Genomic DNA, 16,855 nt, shown 5'->3' with positions numbered 1-16,855 from the left:
CGCTATATAACCCCCCACCACCTTATTTGGGGGGTTAAAAAACTGTGGCCCAAAGGGGGGCGCCCACAACCTACAACAAAACGCCCCCCCCCCGCCCTGGCCCGGCGGGGGGCGGGGTCCTGCAGGGGGAGCGAGTACGGGTCAGGGGCGGGCCAGAAAGGGAGCGAAGTACGGTCAGGCGCGGGCCAGAAGCTTCCGCTTCCACCATGGCTGGGCGGTGCCGCCGCCGCGGATGGCCGCGGGGCGGCGAGCGGTGACCAGGTGGTCGAAATCGGCGGCGTCGCGGGCTGGTTCGCGCAGGCGGCCCGCGTTGAAGTCGTCGACCAGCTGACGGACCGTCTGCTGCGCGCAGGACTTGTTGGTGCCGATGAAGCCGGTCGGGCCGCGCTTGATCCAGCCGGTCACGTAGGTCGCGGGGACCGTCGCGCCGCCCGGCGCCGACAGGACGCGGCCGTCGAGATTCGGGATCACGCCCGCCTTCTCGTCGAACGGCAGATCGGGCAGCGCCACTCCCCGGTACCCGACGGAGGTCAGCACCAGACCCGCATCGAGGGTCTCGGTCTCGCCGGTCCCCGACGCACGCACGATGCCGTTGTCGTCGGTCCGAAGCTCGTTGCGCTCCAGCTCGATCCCGCCGACCCGGTCCGTGCCCACGAGCGCGGTCGGCGACGACAGATAGCGGAACACGATCCGCTTGCGCGCCCCCACCGGCCGATCGGCCACGCTGCGCAGCAGGCGCAGTTTCTGCTCGACCTTCTGGGGCATCCCGGCAACCGGTTCCGGCACGTCGCCTTCCACCACGATGTCGACATCCGCGCCCAGCAGGCCCACGAATTCCGGCACGGTGAAGGCGGATTCGGCCGGGCCACGCCGGCCGACGATCACGACTTCCTCGATCTTGCTGTGCCGCAACGCCTCCAGGGCCACCGGCGACACCTCGGTCCCCGACAGCGTCCGCGGATCGACGGTGAGAATCCGGGCGACATCGAGCGCGACATTGCCGTTGCCGACGATCACCGCGCGCCGCTGCGACAGATCGAACTCCCGCCCGGCGTGATCGGGATGCCCGTTGTACCACGCCACGAACTCGGTGGCGGAGACGTTGCCGGGCAGTCCCTCGCCGGGGATGCCGAGCTTGCGATCGGACGAGGCGCCCACCGCGTAGATCACCGCATGATAGTGCTCGAGCAGTTCGGCGTGCGAAATATGCTCGCCCACAGCCACATTCAGATAGGACCCGAAGCCCGGCTGCGCCGAGATCACGTCGAACAACCGACTGACCTGCCGCGTGCGGGTGTGGTCGGGCGCCACGCCGTGGCGGGCCAGCCCGTAGGGCACCGGCAGCCGGTCGAAGACGGTCACCGAGACATTCGGCTGCGTCAGCAGCTCGTCGGCGGCGTACATCGCCGAGGGGCCGGACCCGACGATCGCCACCCGCAGCGCGCCCCGGCCGGGCTCGACCGCCGCGGCCGGAATCGGCTTGGCCAGCATGGCCCGCGGCCGGGTCTGCCGGTAGAAGTCGGCATTGATCTCGATGAACGGCTTCTGCTCGTCGGTGAGCTTCTTCGACGAGGTGATCGCGTCCACCGGGCAGGCCGAGGCACACGCGCCACAGTCCACGCACGCCTGCGGATCGACGTAGAGCATCTCCGCCGTGAGGAAGTCCGGCTCATCCGGGGTGGGATGGATGCAGTTGACCGGGCAGGCATACACGCACGAGGCGTCGCTGCAACAGGATTGGGTGACGACGTACGGCACTGTACGACCTACCCGCTCAGCCGGCCGCGCCGGAGCGGATCGGCTCCGAACGGTAGCGGCTGGACCGGCCGTCGATGCGCAGCGCCTTCCACAGCGCCTTGGACACCGGGTTCATCATCCCGATCTCCTTGGCCAGCGCGCGCACGTCGACGTAGTAGTCGGAGAAGGTCTGCTTGGCCTCCTTGGACCCGTAGAACAGCTCCTTGCGCACCGACTCGGGGATGTCGAACTCCTTGAAGAACGACCGCGGCGGCGTCGCGATGGAGCGGCCGAGGATCCACATCACGATCGGCATCGCGAGCGACAGGACGAACCGGCTGCCCGCGTTCTTCTCCGGAACGTGCAGCTTGAGGAATTCGTGCGCGAAGGAGATGTGGCGGGCCTCCTCGGCCACGTGGATCGCCATCACGCCGCGCATGATCGGGTGCACCTCTTCGCCCGAGCGCAGGATCTGCTTCTGGATGTGGTCGATCGGCTCCTCGCCGGCGAGCACGGCCATGAAGAACAGGTTCGGGAACATGGCGGCCACCGGCGAGGCCAGGTGACGGAACTGCCGGGTGATCGGGCCCATGCCGGGCACATCGATGCCGATGCGGTTCACCATCTCCTGGAACATCAGGGTGTGGTTGTGCTCCTCGATCATCTCGTGGGAGCAGTACCGGAACTCCGGCGAGCCGTTGGCCAGCGAGAAGATGTACTGCTGCATGCCGACGATGAGGATCGACTCGAACTGCAGTCCGGCCTTGGCGACATTGGCCTGGCGGTACTTGCCGATCGCGATCTGCTGTTCCTTCGGCAACGCCTGGTACCACGGGTGGCGGCCGAGCGGGTCCGCGGAAACGGGCAGGATCCAGCGCTCCGGCTTGGTCTCCGGGTCGAAGTCGGGGTTTTCCCAGTCGATGTCCTCGTAGGGATCGAAGTGCTTGTTCACCGATCCCTCGGAGAGCAGCATCAGCTTCTGCGCGTACTGCTGAGCCTCTTCGACCACCGGATCGAGGTCGTTGGTTGCGGCAACGGACATCGTCGTCACAGCCTCTCCATATCGCACGGGTAACTGTGTCCCATGGTTACACCAACGCGCGCGATGGTCAATAGGACCCCGGGTCCCAGTGCACACCTGTTCACCGAAGCGGCGGCAGCGCGGGGCATCACCCCAGTTCAGAGTCGCATCACCGGACGATTACCACCGAGTAACGTGTTCCGCCTCACGTTGTCCCCCGGCACAGAATGACCGGGGCCGTCGCTGTGACGGCCACCGAACGTCACCGATACAGATGCACCATGCACGCCTCCGGCGTCACCGCCGCGACGCTCGCCGCGTCACCGGCGACCGCGGTGGCGCCGAACAGCGCACCGGCACCGACCAGCGCGGCCGTCACCGCCGCGCGGCTCAGCCGGCGGCCGCGCCCGCCGATACCCGGTGTGGCGAGACGGATCTGCCCCAAGGTCCATCGGCCGCGGCGGTGCCCCGCCGTGCCGAGCTCCGCCTCGGCCGCCCGCCGGGCCAGGATGGCGGCACCCTCCGCGACGGTGCGCTCCGGGTCGGGCGCCACGATCACGGGGCGGGCGAGCGCGGACGCGAGGACCGCCGCCACCTCCGGCGGCCGGGCCGCGCCGCCGATCACCAGCACACGGTCCACGTCGGCCATGGTGACGTCGGCGACGCGCAGGCACCGGTAGACCACCTCGAGCGATTTGCGCACGTGGGCGGTGCGCAGTTCGGTGATCACCGCGTCGGTGGCCACGTGCGGGGTGTCTGCCGAGCGCCAGTTGGCGCTGCGGGCCATATAGGCGCCGAACGCGCGGCCGCCGAAATCGGTGGAGCGCAACGATTCCCCGACGACCGGATCGCTGGGACAGCCCGCGCCCACCCGCACCAGCGTGACCCGCAGCCCCGAGCCGCCCAGGTCGTACACCAGGGCCAGGCCGGGCAGCAGCGGGCCGCACGCCTCCTCCAGCCAGGCCGTGGCCGCGACCGGCTCGGCGGCCAGCGCGGCCTGTTGCAGGCCGACCGCGTCGAGCGCCTCGCGCAGCTCGACCATGCGGTGCACCGGATAGCCGACCGGGTGCGTGACGGTGATGCCGTGGTCCGGCGCCGGGGGCGCGCCGAGCACGTCCTCCAGCACGCTCGCGGCGACGGTCGCCACCAGGTCGGCGGGCGACAGGGCGCGATGGCCGACCCGGGCCGTCGGCGCCGAGCGTTCGGTGAGATCGGCGAAGTCGGTGATGGCGCGGCCGTGTTTGGGGATGCGGCCGACGCGCGCGGTGCCGGTGCTGTCGAAGGTGAGGGTGGTGCGCCACGTGGCGGGTGGGCCGCCCGGCCGCCGCACCGCGGACCGGTGCCCCGGCCCGTGCCTGCCGCCGCTGCCCTGCGCCACGGCGCACACCGTGTTGACCGTGCCGATACTGACTCCGAGCCCAACCGTCATCACGTCCACCCTCGATCGACGAGCCGTTTACCGAACCGTGATCCGACCCGGACTCAGGCAACCACTGTGCTGAAAGATTGCCAACCACCGGACACGCGATTGTCCGCCGAGCGCCGGTTGTGAGCCGGGCTAGGCATCTCGGTCGACCGACCGGCAACTACCTGCGCAGTCGCCCAGGACAACCGCCGAGACACTGGGAGCCACACCAAGTCGACCACCGACCGGTACCGATTTGCCAGATTCCGGCAAAGGGCACGAGTCCCTCACTCGGCGAGGATTTCGCGGACCATCTCGGCCGCCTGTTCCTCCCACTGCGCGTAGGCCTCGGGGAAGGCCGATGCCTGGGTGGCCTGGGCCGACTGCCACAGCGGCAGGTCCCGGAAATCCGGGGCGCGGACGACCAGGGCCTCGAGGAAGGCGCCGGCGGCGTACACCGGGTCCGTCAATTGCTCCGGGGCGCCCCAGCCCGTCGACGGCCGCTGCTGGAACAGGCCCACCGAATCGTTGTCGACGGGCACGGTGAGATTTTCCAGCAGCGATTCCTGCAGCGCGGTGGCCAGGGCGATCACCGCCGCGTAGACCGGCAGTCCGCGCTCGCGCGCCGCCGCCACGATCAGCCGCGCGTGGTCCCATTGATGCGGGGCGGGCGTGAATCGCCGCTGCGCCCCGACGACCTCGCGCGGTCGCAGTTCCTCGGGCGCGGGGCTGCGGTAGGAGTCGCGTGGTGGTGCGGGCAGCACGACCGGGTCGAGGGATTTCGGCTCGGCATATATTCGGGCGAGTTCCGGTTCCTCGGCGACCATATGATCCGGTCCCGTATCCGTGGTTCCGCTGATTACCGCGAGCGCACCGCAGACGGCCACCACGGCCAGCGATATTCTGGGTATGGGCATGGAATTGGGCGATTCTGTGCAGCCGCCGCTCCCCCACCCCGGCCGCACGATCACCTGCGGCAGCGACGGTGATTACAGGGACTACCCGGGAAGAATTCACATCCGGGCGATAATGCGATCGCGCACGGGCGCGATCCACGAGCTCACGTTCCGATCCACAGCGGAATTACTCGTTTCGCATGCGAACTATGGGATCACATATTCCGGATGTGAAACGCCATTTCCCGTCGGCGTGTCGTGTTCCGGCCAAAAGCGCGCCGGAATGATAAGGCCGCGCGCCGGAGGGCGGGGGGTCGGAATGATGGGTCCGCGCGCTGGAGGGCTGGCGGTGCCGGAATGAGGGCCGTGCATCGTAATGGCGGACCGTGCCGGAATGATGGGTCCGTGCGCCGGAATGGCGGGCCGCGCCGGAATGATAAGGCCGTGCGCCGGGATGGCGGCGAATCAGCTCACCGGCAGGTCGGGAATTCGCGTCGCCCGCGCGAACACCGTCTCCCCGTCGGCAAGTCGCAATGCCTCGGCATCGCCGCGGGTGACCTGGGCGGTGAACAGATCTCCGGTCGCCGCATTGCGCAATTCCAGGCGCACTTCGAAACCCAGGCGCACGATGCGCTCGACGGTCGCGCGGGTGACTCCGGCCGATTCCGCGGTGCCCTCGTGCTCGGCCATCGCCATGCTCGGATCGCGGCCGATGCGGATGTCGTGCGGGCGCACCAGGTGCCCGTTCAATTTCGCCACCGCGCCCAGGAACGACATGACGAAATCGTTGGCCGGGCGGTCGTAGACGTCCTCGGGGCTGCCGACCTGCTCGATGCGCCCGGCGTTCATGACCGCGATCCGGTCGGCCACATCGAGGGCCTCCTCCTGGTCGTGGGTGACCAGCACGGTGGTCACGTGCACCTCCTCGTGCAGCCGCCGCAGCCACTTGCGCAGGTCCTGGCGGACCTTGGCGTCCAGGGCGCCGAACGGCTCGTCGAGCAGCAGCACCTGCGGGTCCACGGCCAGCGCCCGCGCCAGGGCCATGCGCTGGCGCTGACCACCGGACAGCTGCGCCGGATAGCGGTGCTGGAAGCCGTCGAGCCCGACGATGCCGAGCAGTTCGTCGACCCGCTTGCCGATCTCGCTCTTGGGCCGCTTGCGGATCTTCAGCCCGAACGCCACGTTGTCGCGCACGGTCATGTGCTTGAACGCCGCGTAGTGCTGGAAGACGAAGCCGATATCGCGCTTCTGCGGCGGCACCCGGGTGACATCGCGCCCGGCGATGGTGACCACCCCGGAATCCAGCGACTCCAGGCCCGCGATCGAGCGCAGCAGCGTGGACTTGCCGGAACCGGACGGCCCGAGCAGCGCGGTCAGCTCCCCGGAGGGGATGTCGATGCTGACGTCGTCGAGCGCCGCGAAGCTGCCGTAGCGCTTGTTCGCATTGGTCACGGTGATCATTTCGCAGTGCCCCGCTTACGTTCCAGAACGGTCATGAGGAGAAGGGTGACCAGTGCCATGCCCATCAGCAGCGTCGCCGCGGAGTAGGCACCGAAGATGTTGCGGTCGTTCATGTATCGCGCGTTGACCAGCAGCGTCAGCGTCTGCCCGCCGCCGGGCAGGCCGGTCGCCACCATGATCACCGCGCCGAATTCGCCCAGCGACCGGGCCACGGTGAGCACGACGCCGTACGTCAGGCCCCAGCGGATGGCAGGCAGCGTGATCCGCCAGAACGTCTGCCAGCGTGAGGCGCCCAGCGTCGTGGCGGCCTGCTCCTGGTCGTCGCCGATCTCGTGCAGCACCGGCTCCACCTCGCGCACCACATAGGGCAGCGTCACGAAGACGGTGGCGATCACCATGCCGGGCAAGCCGAAGATCACCCGGAAGCCGAGATTCTCGACGCCGCCGAACCAGCCGCCGACGCCCCACAGCAGGATCAGCGAAACACCCACCACCACGGGCGATACCGCGAACGGCAGATCCACCACGCCCTGAATCAGGGTGCGGCCGGGGAAGTTTCCGCGCACCAGGGCGATGGCGGTCACGATGCCGAACACGACGTTCAGCGGCACCACGATCAGCACGATGATCATCGAGACGTTGAACGCGGAAATGGCCGCGGGCGTGGAGATCCAGTCGATGAACTGGCCGATGCCGTTCTCGAAGCTGCGCCACAGGATGATGACCAGCGGGGCCACCAGCAGGCCGAGCAGATACAGCAGCGCGACGGTGCGCAGCGAAAGCCGGGTGAGGGCGGACAGTCTCATCGCGTCGCCTGTTCCTTGCGGGCGCTGCGGTCGGAGAACACCCGCAGCAGCAACAATGTCACGAACGAAATGACCAGCAGCGCAACCGACACCGCGGCCGCGTTCACCGGGCGGTCGACCTCGATCTGCTGCTGGATGTACTGCGAGGCCACCTGGGTCTTGCCGGGGATGTTGCCGCCGATCAGCACCACCGACCCGAATTCGCCGATGGCGCGGGCGAAGGCGAGCCCGCCGCCGGAGATGATCGCGGGCGTCAGCGCGGGCAGCACGATGCGCCGGAATGTCGTCCAGTTGTCGGCGCCGAGCGAGATCGCGGCCTGCTCGACATCCCGGTCGGCCTCGATCAGCACCGGCTGCACCGAGCGCACCACGAACGGCAGCGTCACGAACGCCAGCGCCACCACCAGGCCGGGCTGGGTGGCGTTGAGGTGCACGTCGATCGGGCTCTGCGGGCCGTACAGCGAGAGCATGACGATGCTGGCCACGATGGTGGGCAGTGCGAACGGCAGATCGATCAGCGCGTTCACGATGCCCTTGCCGGGGAAGTCGTCGCGCACCAGCACCCAGGCGATGAGCGTGCCCATCACCACATTGAGCAGCGCCACCACCACCGACACCGCGACCGTGACGCGCAGGGCGTCCAGCGCCGCGGGCGCGGTGATCGCATCCCAGAACCCGGACCAGCCGTCGTCGAAGGAGTGGACGGTCAGCGCGGCCAGCGGGAGCAGCACGATGATGCTCAGCCACAGCACCGCGGTCGCGATGCCGAGCGGGCCGACCGAGCCGGTCACCCGCAGCCAGGATCGCAGGCCGCTGTTGTATCCGGCCGGTGTCGGAGAAGCGGTACTGGTCTCGCTCACTTGGTCGCCTTGTCGTAGATGGCCGCGATGCTGCCGGAGCCGGGGGCGAACAGCTCCTTGTCGACCTGTTTCCAGCCGCCCAGATCCGCGATCGCCCACAGCCGCTGCGGCTGCGGGAAGTCGTTGGTGAACTCGGCGGCGACCTCCGGGTCCACCGGCCGGAACCCGGCCTGCGCCCAGGCCCGCTGGCCGGAGGGGGTGTACTGGAAGTCCTTGAACGCCACGGCCTTATCGATGTTCCGGCTGGTCTTCAGCACGGCCATCGGATTCTCGATCTTGAATGTCGCCGACGGGACGGAGTATTCGATCGGATCGCCCTGGCGCTGCGAGAAGATCGCCTCGTTCTCGTAGCTGAGCAGCACGTCGCCGGTGCCCTGCAGGAAGGTCTCGGTCGCCTCGCGGCCCGATTTCGGCTGCACCTTCACATGCTCCGGGGTGACCAGCTTGCTCAGGTAATCGAGCCCGGCCTGCGGGTTCTTGCCGCCGTCGCTCTCGGCCGCGTAGGGGGCCAGCAGATTCCACTTCGCCGAACCGGAGCTGAACGGGTTCGGGGTGACCACCTCGACGCCCGGCTTCAGCAGGTCGTCCCAGGTCTTGATGCCCTTGGGATTGCCCTTGCGGGTCACGATCACGACCACCGAACCGAACGGGATGCCCTTGTTGGCGTCGGCGTTCCAGTCGGCATCGACCAGTCCGGCGTCGACCAGGCGGGTGATATCGGGTTCGACGGAGAAGTTGACGACGTCGGCCTGCGCGCCGTCCTTCACCTTGCGGGACTGATCGCCCGAGGCGCCGTAGGACTGCTGCACCTGCACGCCCGACCCGGCGGAGGTCTTGGTGAACGCGGGGACCACCTTGTCGAATCCCGGCTTCGGGGTGGCGTAGGCGTACAGCGTCAGCGTGCCGCCCTTGCCGCCGCCCGAGCCGGTGCCGGGGATATCGCTGGCGCCGCCGCTGCAGGCACTGAGCACGACCGCCGCGAGCGCGACCAGCGCGGCGACGGCGAGCCGGGGGCTGCGAGACATTCGGATGAACCCTTCCTCTGCCGGCGGCCCGCTGACGGTGCCGCCGGTGAAATTCCGATCGTGCCGCCACGCCTTGCCCGACAACGGTTTTCGGCGAACGACTGGCCCAGGGGGCCGCTCATACGGAAACGCTCGTGAAAGGTGCCTCGGCCAGTCTAGGTGAGCCGGACCCGCGCGAGCGTGACCGCGCGCGCTCAGCGACAGTGAATGTCTGCGACCACGAGGCAGCCGACTGCGATCAACGCCAATTCATGGCGGACCTGCGGCACAACACTCGACGACACGGGCAGACTGTAGCAGAGCAGAATGACAACCCGCTAATCATCCGAAAACAGACCGGGGGAACCAAATGACCAGTCCGGACCGCATTCGTCGCAGTTTTCCCGGCATCAGCAGCCGCGCCTGGGAGCATCCGGCCGACCGCACCGCACTCGTCGCGATGCGCTCGTTCACGGGTTTCGACACGGTCCTGCGCACGCTGTCGGGCCTGCTGCGCGAGCGCCAGCACCGGCTGCTGTACCTGGCGACCGCGGTGCGGGTGGACGAACGCCAGTTCAAGACGCTGCACGAGCTGCGGGCCGACGCCGTGCGGATCCTGGACGCGCCGGTCACGCCCGAGATGTTCGTGCTGCAGGACCCCTCCGCGAACGCCCTCACCATCGGCATGGACGAGCCGTTCATCGTGCTCACCACGGGCCTGATCGAATTGCTGGACACCGAGGAGCTGCGCTTCACCATCGGCCACGAGCTGGGCCACGCGCTGTCCGGGCACGCCGTCTACCGCACCATGCTCCTGCATCTGCTGCGGCTGGCGTCCGGGATCGGCTGGATGCCGGTGGGCGGCTGGGCGCTGCGCGCCATCGTGGCGGCGCTGATGGAGTGGAGCCGCAAGTCGGAGCTGTCCGGCGACCGGGCCGGACTGCTGTGCGGACAGGACGTGGACGCGTCGGTGCGGGTGCACATGAAGCTCGCGGGCGGGGCCATGGTGCAGGAGATGAACCACGCGGCGTTCCTGCAGCAGGCCGACGACTACGACCGCACCGGCGACCTGCGCGACGGCGTGCTGAAGCTGCTCAATCTGGAGCTGCGGACGCATCCGTTCTCGGTGCTGCGGGCCGCGGAGCTGCGGCGCTGGATCGTCACCGGGGATTACGACCGCATCCTCGACGGGCAGTATCCGCTGCGTGAGCACGACCGGAACACCAGGATCAGCGACGAGATTCGCGAGGCGGCCCGCAGCTATCGGGAGAATTTCGACGCCTCGGAGGATCCGCTCGTCCGCACGGTGCGCAACCTCGGCCGGGATGTCGGGGCCGCGGTGAGCACCGTGGGACAAGAAGTGGGTCAGACCGTGTCGAAACTGGGAAAACGGTTGGGACTGTGAGGCGCGGGACTACTCGTCCTCGACCTCGGGCGGGCTCTCGAGCAGGTCGATGATCCACTCCTCGGTGGCCGACTCCTCGCCCTCCTCGTTGGTCTCCTCGACCCGCAGCTGATTGTGCAGCCGCACGCCCAGGCCGAGGACCTGCGCGGCCCGCACCATCTCGACGGCCTCCTCCGGGGAGGCGTAGTGGGTGGAGAGCAGGCGCGGTCCCTCATCGAGCTCGTCGGAGTCCAGCATCTGCGCGATCTCCGCGAATTCCTCATCGGTTGGCATGCGGTGCACAGTACCTCAGCGGGTCAACAGCCAGGCGACGATCACCAGCACCAGCAGCGCGACCAGAGCGAGCTGCACGCGAGAGCGGGGCACCTACGCCGCCTCTTTGTGCAGCGAGCGCGCCGACGCCGCCGCGGGCTCGGAATCGGCCTCGGTCGCCCGGTCCCGGCCCAGCAGCCGCAGCACCAGGCGCAGGCCCCGATCCAGCAGGTACGCGATGGCCAGGCTGACCGGGAGCGCCCCGATCAACACCACGAGAAACTGCGGAACGAACGGCAGGCCGGCGACCCACAGTTCGAAGCCGTCCCACCAACCAGCAATGCGTTGCACGAATCCAGCGTAGACGCCGTCGCTCCCGCGTGGTGCGGCCGTCCCCCTCCCCGGCCCGAGTGCTGTGGACGTCGTCGGCGCATGGGCCGATGATGGCTGTATGTCGTCGTACGATGAACCGATCTCCGATGTGCCCGGGATGGGGCCGAGCGATCCGCCGGTGCCGCGGGACGCGCTCGAGGACGTGCCGGATGCGGCGCTGGCGGCCGGGTACCTGCCGACCGCGGCGGGGACGACGCACCGATCGGCCTATCCGCCGATCGACGACTACGCGTTTCTGTCCGACTGCGAGACCAACTGCCTGATCGCCCGCAACGGCGCGGTGGAGTGGATGTGCGTGCCCCGGCCGGACTCCCCCAGCGTCTTCGGCGCGATGCTGGACCGCAGCGCCGGGCACTTCCGCCTCGGCCCGTACGGGGTGAACGTGCCCGCCGCCCGCCGCTACCTGCCCGGCGGCATGATCGTGGAAACCACCTGGCAGACCGAGACCGGCTGGGTGATCGTGCGCGATGCGCTGGTGCTGGGCCCGTGGCACAACAACGACAAGCGCAGCGGCACCTACCGCCGCACCCCGCGCGACTGGGACGCCGAGCACATCCTGCTGCGCACCGTGAAATGCGTTAACGGCGTGGTGGAACTCGAGATGACCTGCGAGCCCTCCTTCGACTACCACCGCGGCGTGGCCGACTGGGACTACACCGGCCAGGTCTACGAGCAGGCGACCGCGAGCTGTCCGGACCGGCCGGACGGCCCGACGCTGACCCTCACCACCGATATGCGGCTCGGGCTGGAGGGCCGCTCCGCGCAGGCGCGCACGCGCATGCAGGAGGGCGACGAGGTGTTCGTGGCGCTGTCCTGGTCGCCGCTGCCGCCGCCGCGCACCTTCGCCGAGGCCGCGCAGAAGATGTGGGCCACCACCGAGTACTGGCGGCAGTGGATCACGCTCGGGAAGTTCCCGGACCACGAGTGGCGCGGCTATCTGCAGCGCAGCGCGCTCACCCTCAAGGGCCTGACCTACGCCCCGACCGGCGCGCTGCTCGCCGCGGCCACCACCTCACTACCGGAAACCCCTGGCGGAGAACGCAACTGGGACTACCGCTACAGCTGGGTGCGGGATTCGACCTTCGCCCTGTGGGGCCTGTACACGCTCGGGCTCAACCGCGAGGCCGACGATTTCTTCGCCTTCCTCTACGACGTCGCCAAGTGCGACGACGGCGAGACGGTACCGCTGCAGGTGCTCTACGGCATCGGCGGCGAACGCCGGATCGAGGAGTACGAACTCGGGCATCTGCACGGCTACGACGGCGCGCAGCCGGTCCGCGTCGGCAACGACGCCTATCAGCAGGACCAGCACGACATCTGGGGCACCATCCTGGATTCGGTCTACCTGCACGTGCGATCGCGCCAGCAGGTGCCCGAATCGCTGTGGCCGATCCTGGAGAAGCAGGTGCAGGCCGCCATCGAGCACTGGCGCGATCCGGACCGCAGCCTGTGGGAGGTGCGCGGCGAACCGCAGCACTTCACCTCCTCGAAGGTGATGTGCTGGGTGGCGCTGGACCGCGGCGCGAAACTGGCCGAGATGCACGGCGAATACGACTACGCGCGCAAGTGGCACGACATCGCCGACGAGATCCGCGCCGACATCCTCGACAACGGCGTCAACGCCGACGGCGTCTTCACCCAGACCTACGGCGGGAACACCCTGGACGCCTCGCTGCTGCTGGTGCCGCTGCTGCGGTTCCTGCCGCCGAACGACCCCCGCGTGCGCAAGACGGTACTGGCCATCGCCGACGATCTCACCGAGCAGGGGCTGGTGCTGCGCTACCGCACCGAATCCACCGACGACGGCCTGTCCGGCGTCGAGGGGACCTTCACCATCTGCTCGTTCTGGCTGGTATCGGCGCTGGTGGAGATCGGCGAGGTGCAGCGCGCCCGGCACCTGCTGGAGCGGCTGCTCGGCTACTCCAGCCCGCTCAAGCTCTACGCCGAGGAGATCGACCCGCGCTCAGGCCGGCACCTGGGCAACTTCCCGCAGGCCTTCACTCATCTGGCGTTGATCAATGCGGTGATGCACGTGATCCGGGCCGAGGAATCGGTGCGGGCGGGCGAATTCCACCCGGCTCACCGCTCCGGCGGAATGTAGCCTCCCGTCGGGGCGCACCGGATGGTCTCGAAGTCGGCCTGGCCGAACCACTCCGGGCGCGCCCGCTTGCGGGCCTGGAACTCGCCGTGCTGGGCCTGCACGGTGACCGGCTGCAGATCCTCACCGGCGTGATTCTTGGCGGTGCACAGGTAGGCGGGCGCGGCCTCCGCGGCCGGGGCGGCCAGCACCGATAATCCCGATGCCAGCAGCAGGGCGGCCGGTACTCCGGCCAGCAGTGTGGTACGCACGGCGAACTCCCTCATCGAACAATACGTTCCGCCGGGAACTTACCGCACCGGTCGCACATCGGCACCGGATCGCACGGACGACGGGCTATGCGGCGTCGGCGCGTTCGCGGACGTCGCGCAGGCGGACCAGCGCCTTCTCGATCTCGGTGAGGCGGCGGTCGCGGCTCTGCGGGGAGTGCACGGCGGCGGCCTCCTCGGCGGCGCGCAGCGATTCGTCGACCGAGCGCAGAGTCTGGTTGGCGATCTCGGTGAAATGGTCGCGCAGGGTGCGCTGCACGTTGCGCAGGCGGAACCGCGACTCCTTGCTGACCTGGAAGATCACATCGTCCATCAGCCTCCCGACGGCCACCTTCGCCTCGGCCTGCCGCCGGTCGCGCCGCATCTTGCGGTCCTCCCACACCGCCTGCACGCCCAGCAGGCCCGCGGCCGCGCCCGAATACCAGTTCACCAGCGGCATATTCAGCAGCTGGGTGAGCACGCCGACCATCAGCAGGCCACCGTAGGAGCCGCGCATGGCGTTCAGCACCGATTGGACGACGCTGACCTTCGCGCTGCCGAGCGGTTCCAGCGAGGCGACCGGTTCGAGCACCTCGCCCGGATTCTCCAGCCGCATATCGGGCAGCGGCACATCCCACTCGGTGTGCGGGAACTTCTCCGACACCTGCTCGGCCAGCTCGATCGAGCGGTAGTGGGCGATGACGAAGTTCTCCTCCACCGCCTCACAGATGCGCGCGTCCAGGTCGGCGCCGAATTCGTCCCAGCGGCGGGCCGGATCGCGCGTGCCGATCTCGGTTTCGGCCTCGCGGATCAGGGTGCGCAGCCGGTGCCGCAGGTCGTGCTCGATATCGGCCATCAGCTCCGAGCAGCCGTCGGCGAGGGTGACCTGCCAGTTCGCCGAGCGCTGCCGCAGCTCGTCGGCGTCGGCGCGGGCCTTGCGCAGCTGCTCGGTGAGTTCGCTGCGGCGGCGGGGATCGCGCAGCGTCTCGGCCTCGGTCCGCAACGCCATCGCCAGATGATCGGTGATGGTGCGGATATCGCGCACCGCCGCCTCGCGCGCCACCGCGTCGGCGCGGGCCAGCACGTAGTCGCGCAGGTGCTCGATCAGTTGCGGCACACCGGATTCCAGGTCGCGGCGCTCGTCACCGGCGGAGCGCAGATGCAAGGCCGCCGAGACCGGCGCGACGGCGAAGCCGAGGCCCGCGGCGTCGAGCAGATCCCGGTTGCGCTGCTGCACGCGCGCCCAGTTCGGGAATCTGTCGATCTTGTTGAGCACGCACACCACCGTGGGGCACACCTGCTGGATGCGCTGCAGCAGCGCGATCTGCTCGGGCGTGTACTCGGACCCGGCGGCGGCCACGTACAGCACGGCGTCGGCGGCGGCGATCAGCGACCACGTGGTGGGGGTGTCGGCGGGCGCTCCGGGCGCGTCCATGACCACGAAGCCCTCGGCCAGCAGCGGGCTGGGCTCGGTGAACTCGGCGCGGATCACGCCCTCGGCGGCCAGGGCCGGAGCCGGGTTCAGCGGGTCGACGGCCTGGCGTTCGGTGCGGCCGCCGCCGATGGCGCGGACCAGGGTGGCCGTCGGCCGCGGGCCGTACTCGGCGATCGCGGGCACGCTGACCGGGCTGTCGGTCGGGCTGACCACCGTCCCGACCAGGCCGTTGACCAGGGTGCTCATCCCGTTCTTGGGCTCGCCGACCACGACCAGGCGCACCCGGGGATCGGCCACCCGCGCCCGCGACATGCCCAGGCGGGCAGACAGATCCGCGCGACCGGCGGCACGGGTCTGCTCGAGCAGCTCGTCGAGCAACCCGAGCAGTGGCGCCATCGCATCCGGATGCTTGGCGGCGGCGGAGTCCACTGCGGTCATACCTCCGCCTCGCTGGCGCTCGACTCCGGCATGACCGAGGGTATGGTCCCCTCGCTGCGCTCGCTCACAGCATGATGTGGTGGTCGACGGGGTGATGGAGGTCGGGGGTGGGCGCGCCCGGCAGCAGCGGATCGGACAGGGCGCCGCCGTCGGCGGTGAGGCCCGCGTGCCACAGCGGGGTGCTGTGCGTGGCGGTGTCGTGGGTCGCCGGGTGGTACGCGTGCGAATCCGCTTCGTACGCAATCGGTTTCACCGGATTCACACCGGGCGAGGAATCCGCGGTGGTCGGCGGCTTCACCGGAGTGTGCTGCTGGGTGTGCTGCGGCGGCGTGAACTGCGGCGGGGTGGAGGCGCCGCCGTCCGGATCGCCGGGATCCGGCTGCACCGGCCTGCTGATGCTGGGGACCGTCGAGGCATGGCTGGGCATGGTAGTCGGCGCGGACGCGGACGGTTCGTGCGAGGGCAGGTCGCGGGTGGGCACCGAACTCGGCGCGTCGTGGGTCGTCGGCAGGTCGTGCGTCGTCGGCCCGCCGTCGGTCGGCGTGGTGACGCTCGGTCCGGCCGTATCGGAGCCGGTCGGGCGGTGCGCGCCACCCGGCTGATCGGTATCACGCGGGCGGGTCACCGTGGGCGTCACCGAGGCATCGTCGGTGTCCTGGGCCCCGCCCGGGTGGGTGGACGTGCCCGGCTTGGTGGTCTCGGGCCGCGTGGTTTCGGGTTTCGTCACGTCCGGCCGGGTGGTGCCCGGCTCGGTGGTGGGCGCGACCGTGGTCGACTTCCCCGGACCGACGGTCGGCAGCCCCGGCTTGCTCGGATCGGCGCTGTGCGACGGCGTCGTGACGCCGGAGGACGGAGTGGTGGGCGGGGAGCTGGACGGGCCGGGCGTGCCGGTCGGCGACGGGGCGGTCGAGGTCGGCACCGTGCCGGATCCCGGGTCGCCCGCACCCGCTCCCCCGTGCCCGCCGCTCGGATCGTGTCCGAGGCCGTCGAACAGCGAGGGCACCGCGCCACCGGGCGCGATGAGCGGGGACAGGCCGGGATGGACGTTCAGCACATTGGCGATCGGATTCCAGGCCGCGTCCGGTTCATTGGTGGTCTGCATCGGGGTCGCGGCGACCGGCTGCGGGATCATCGCGGCCGGGACCGGCGGGGGTACGGGGGCGGGCGCGGCCGCAATCGGTTGCACGACAGCGATATTCGATGCCGGGGCGGGAGCCGCGATCGGAGCCGCGGCGGCCACCGGGGCGGGAGCGGCGATCGGTGCGGCAACCGCCAGCGGCGCGGGCGCGGGCCGCGGGGGCGGGGGCGCGGCCCCGGGGGGCCGGGCGGGGGGCCGGGGGGGGGGGGCCGCCGCGGGCGCGCCCCGCCCCGCCGCCCGGGCGGGGGGGCCGCCCGC

The 16,855-nt window shown here is 69.8% G+C and carries 15 protein-coding genes and 1 pseudogene; 2 read left to right on the top strand and 14 right to left on the bottom strand.

Annotated elements, in window-relative coordinates; genetic code table 11:
* Positions 1-174 precede the first annotated feature (174 nt).
* The 9 genes from QH290_RS00410 to QH290_RS37870 all read right to left on the bottom strand — a co-directional run bounded on the left by QH290_RS00410 (position 175) and on the right by QH290_RS37870 (position 9,495).
* Positions 175-1,758 carry an FAD-dependent oxidoreductase gene (locus tag QH290_RS00410; protein WP_280381647.1) on the bottom strand — a complete coding sequence of 528 codons (1,584 nt, stop codon included), beginning with the start codon at positions 1,756-1,758 and terminating at the stop codon, positions 175-177.
* Positions 1,759-1,774: 16 nt separating this feature from the next.
* Positions 1,775-2,779 carry an AurF N-oxygenase family protein gene (locus tag QH290_RS00405; protein ID WP_280267521.1) on the bottom strand — a complete coding sequence of 335 codons (1,005 nt, stop codon included), beginning with the start codon at positions 2,777-2,779 and terminating at the stop codon, positions 1,775-1,777.
* Between the two features lie 241 nt (positions 2,780-3,020).
* Positions 3,021-4,187 (bottom strand): Hsp70 family protein, encoded by a 1,167-nt coding sequence (locus QH290_RS00400; RefSeq protein WP_280381646.1) that lies wholly within the window; start codon positions 4,185-4,187, stop codon positions 3,021-3,023.
* A 263-nt stretch (positions 4,188-4,450) separates the two neighbouring features.
* Positions 4,451-5,080, bottom strand: a complete 630-nt coding sequence (locus QH290_RS00395; protein ID WP_280381645.1) for a hypothetical protein — start codon at positions 5,078-5,080, stop codon at positions 4,451-4,453.
* A 444-nt stretch (positions 5,081-5,524) separates the two neighbouring features.
* A complete protein-coding gene (locus QH290_RS00390; RefSeq protein WP_280267511.1) occupies positions 5,525-6,520 on the bottom strand; it encodes a sulfate/molybdate ABC transporter ATP-binding protein in 996 nt (331 codons plus the stop codon).
* Positions 6,517-7,326, bottom strand: coding sequence for a sulfate ABC transporter permease subunit CysW (gene cysW, locus QH290_RS00385; protein WP_280267512.1), 810 nt, complete (start codon positions 7,324-7,326; stop codon positions 6,517-6,519). The genes QH290_RS00390 and cysW overlap by 4 nt, the downstream gene beginning before the upstream one ends.
* Entirely contained in the window at positions 7,323-8,186 is an 864-nt protein-coding gene (gene cysT / locus QH290_RS00380; RefSeq protein WP_425301797.1) for a sulfate ABC transporter permease subunit CysT, read from the bottom strand. The genes cysW and cysT overlap by 4 nt, the downstream gene beginning before the upstream one ends.
* Positions 8,183-9,211, bottom strand: a complete 1,029-nt coding sequence (locus tag QH290_RS00375) for a sulfate ABC transporter substrate-binding protein (RefSeq protein ID WP_280267513.1) — start codon at positions 9,209-9,211, stop codon at positions 8,183-8,185. Before QH290_RS00375 ends, cysT begins: the two co-directional genes overlap by 4 nt.
* Positions 9,212-9,405: 194 nt before the next feature.
* Entirely contained in the window at positions 9,406-9,495 is a 90-nt protein-coding gene (locus QH290_RS37870; protein ID WP_324192512.1) for an Ms4533A family Cys-rich leader peptide, read from the bottom strand.
* A 65-nt stretch (positions 9,496-9,560) separates the two neighbouring features.
* Here QH290_RS37870 and QH290_RS00370 point away from each other — a divergent pair, with 65 nt between their 5' ends.
* A complete protein-coding gene (locus tag QH290_RS00370; RefSeq protein WP_280267514.1) occupies positions 9,561-10,595 on the top strand; it encodes a M48 family metallopeptidase in 1,035 nt (344 codons plus the stop codon).
* A gap of 9 nt (positions 10,596-10,604) precedes the next feature.
* Here QH290_RS00370 and QH290_RS00365 read toward each other — a convergent pair whose 3' ends face one another.
* Both QH290_RS00365 and QH290_RS00360 read right to left on the bottom strand, forming a co-directional pair.
* Positions 10,605-10,868, bottom strand: a complete 264-nt coding sequence (locus tag QH290_RS00365; RefSeq protein WP_280267515.1) for a hypothetical protein — start codon at positions 10,866-10,868, stop codon at positions 10,605-10,607.
* 93 nt (positions 10,869-10,961) lie between these two features.
* Positions 10,962-11,198 (bottom strand): hypothetical protein, encoded by a 237-nt coding sequence (locus QH290_RS00360; protein ID WP_280267516.1) that lies wholly within the window; start codon positions 11,196-11,198, stop codon positions 10,962-10,964.
* Positions 11,199-11,298: 100 nt separating this feature from the next.
* Here QH290_RS00360 and QH290_RS00355 point away from each other — a divergent pair, with 100 nt between their 5' ends.
* Entirely contained in the window at positions 11,299-13,341 is a 2,043-nt protein-coding gene (locus QH290_RS00355) for a glycoside hydrolase family 15 protein (RefSeq protein WP_280381644.1), read from the top strand.
* Here the strand turns inward: QH290_RS00355 and QH290_RS00350 are convergent.
* The 3 genes and pseudogenes from QH290_RS00350 to QH290_RS00340 form a co-directional block, all read right to left on the bottom strand.
* Positions 13,320-13,589: a hypothetical protein gene (locus QH290_RS00350; RefSeq protein ID WP_280267518.1), complete on the bottom strand. Its 270-nt coding sequence runs from the start codon at positions 13,587-13,589 to the stop codon at positions 13,320-13,322. The genes QH290_RS00355 and QH290_RS00350 overlap by 22 nt on opposite strands.
* An 85-nt stretch (positions 13,590-13,674) precedes the next feature.
* Entirely contained in the window at positions 13,675-15,459 is a 1,785-nt protein-coding gene (locus QH290_RS00345) for a P-loop NTPase family protein (protein ID WP_280267519.1), read from the bottom strand.
* A gap of 64 nt (positions 15,460-15,523) precedes the next feature.
* A pseudogene (locus QH290_RS00340) lies at positions 15,524-16,855 on the bottom strand (hypothetical protein); the annotation flags it as partial.

The sequence above is a fragment of the Nocardia wallacei genome, assembly GCF_029869545.1.
Classification (GTDB): domain Bacteria; phylum Actinomycetota; class Actinomycetes; order Mycobacteriales; family Mycobacteriaceae; genus Nocardia; species Nocardia wallacei_A.
This window is presented reverse-complemented; position numbering and strand designations above follow the sequence as displayed.

Coding starts and splice junctions, on each gene's coding strand:
- QH290_RS00405 (WP_280267521.1), bottom strand. CDS start 2,779: ATGTCCGTTGCCGCAACCAACGACCTCGATCCGGTGGTCGAAGAGGCT.
- QH290_RS00400 (WP_280381646.1), bottom strand. CDS start 4,187: ATGACGGTTGGGCTCGGAGTCAGTATCGGCACGGTCAACACGGTGTGC.
- QH290_RS00395 (WP_280381645.1), bottom strand. CDS start 5,080: ATGCCCATACCCAGAATATCGCTGGCCGTGGTGGCCGTCTGCGGTGCG.
- QH290_RS00390 (WP_280267511.1), bottom strand. CDS start 6,520: ATGATCACCGTGACCAATGCGAACAAGCGCTACGGCAGCTTCGCGGCG.
- cysW (WP_280267512.1), bottom strand. CDS start 7,326: ATGAGACTGTCCGCCCTCACCCGGCTTTCGCTGCGCACCGTCGCGCTG.
- QH290_RS00375 (WP_280267513.1), bottom strand. CDS start 9,211: ATGTCTCGCAGCCCCCGGCTCGCCGTCGCCGCGCTGGTCGCGCTCGCG.
- QH290_RS00370 (WP_280267514.1), top strand. CDS start 9,561: ATGACCAGTCCGGACCGCATTCGTCGCAGTTTTCCCGGCATCAGCAGC.
- QH290_RS00365 (WP_280267515.1), bottom strand. CDS start 10,868: ATGCCAACCGATGAGGAATTCGCGGAGATCGCGCAGATGCTGGACTCC.
- QH290_RS00355 (WP_280381644.1), top strand. CDS start 11,299: ATGTCGTCGTACGATGAACCGATCTCCGATGTGCCCGGGATGGGGCCG.
- QH290_RS00345 (WP_280267519.1), bottom strand. CDS start 15,459: ATGACCGCAGTGGACTCCGCCGCCGCCAAGCATCCGGATGCGATGGCG.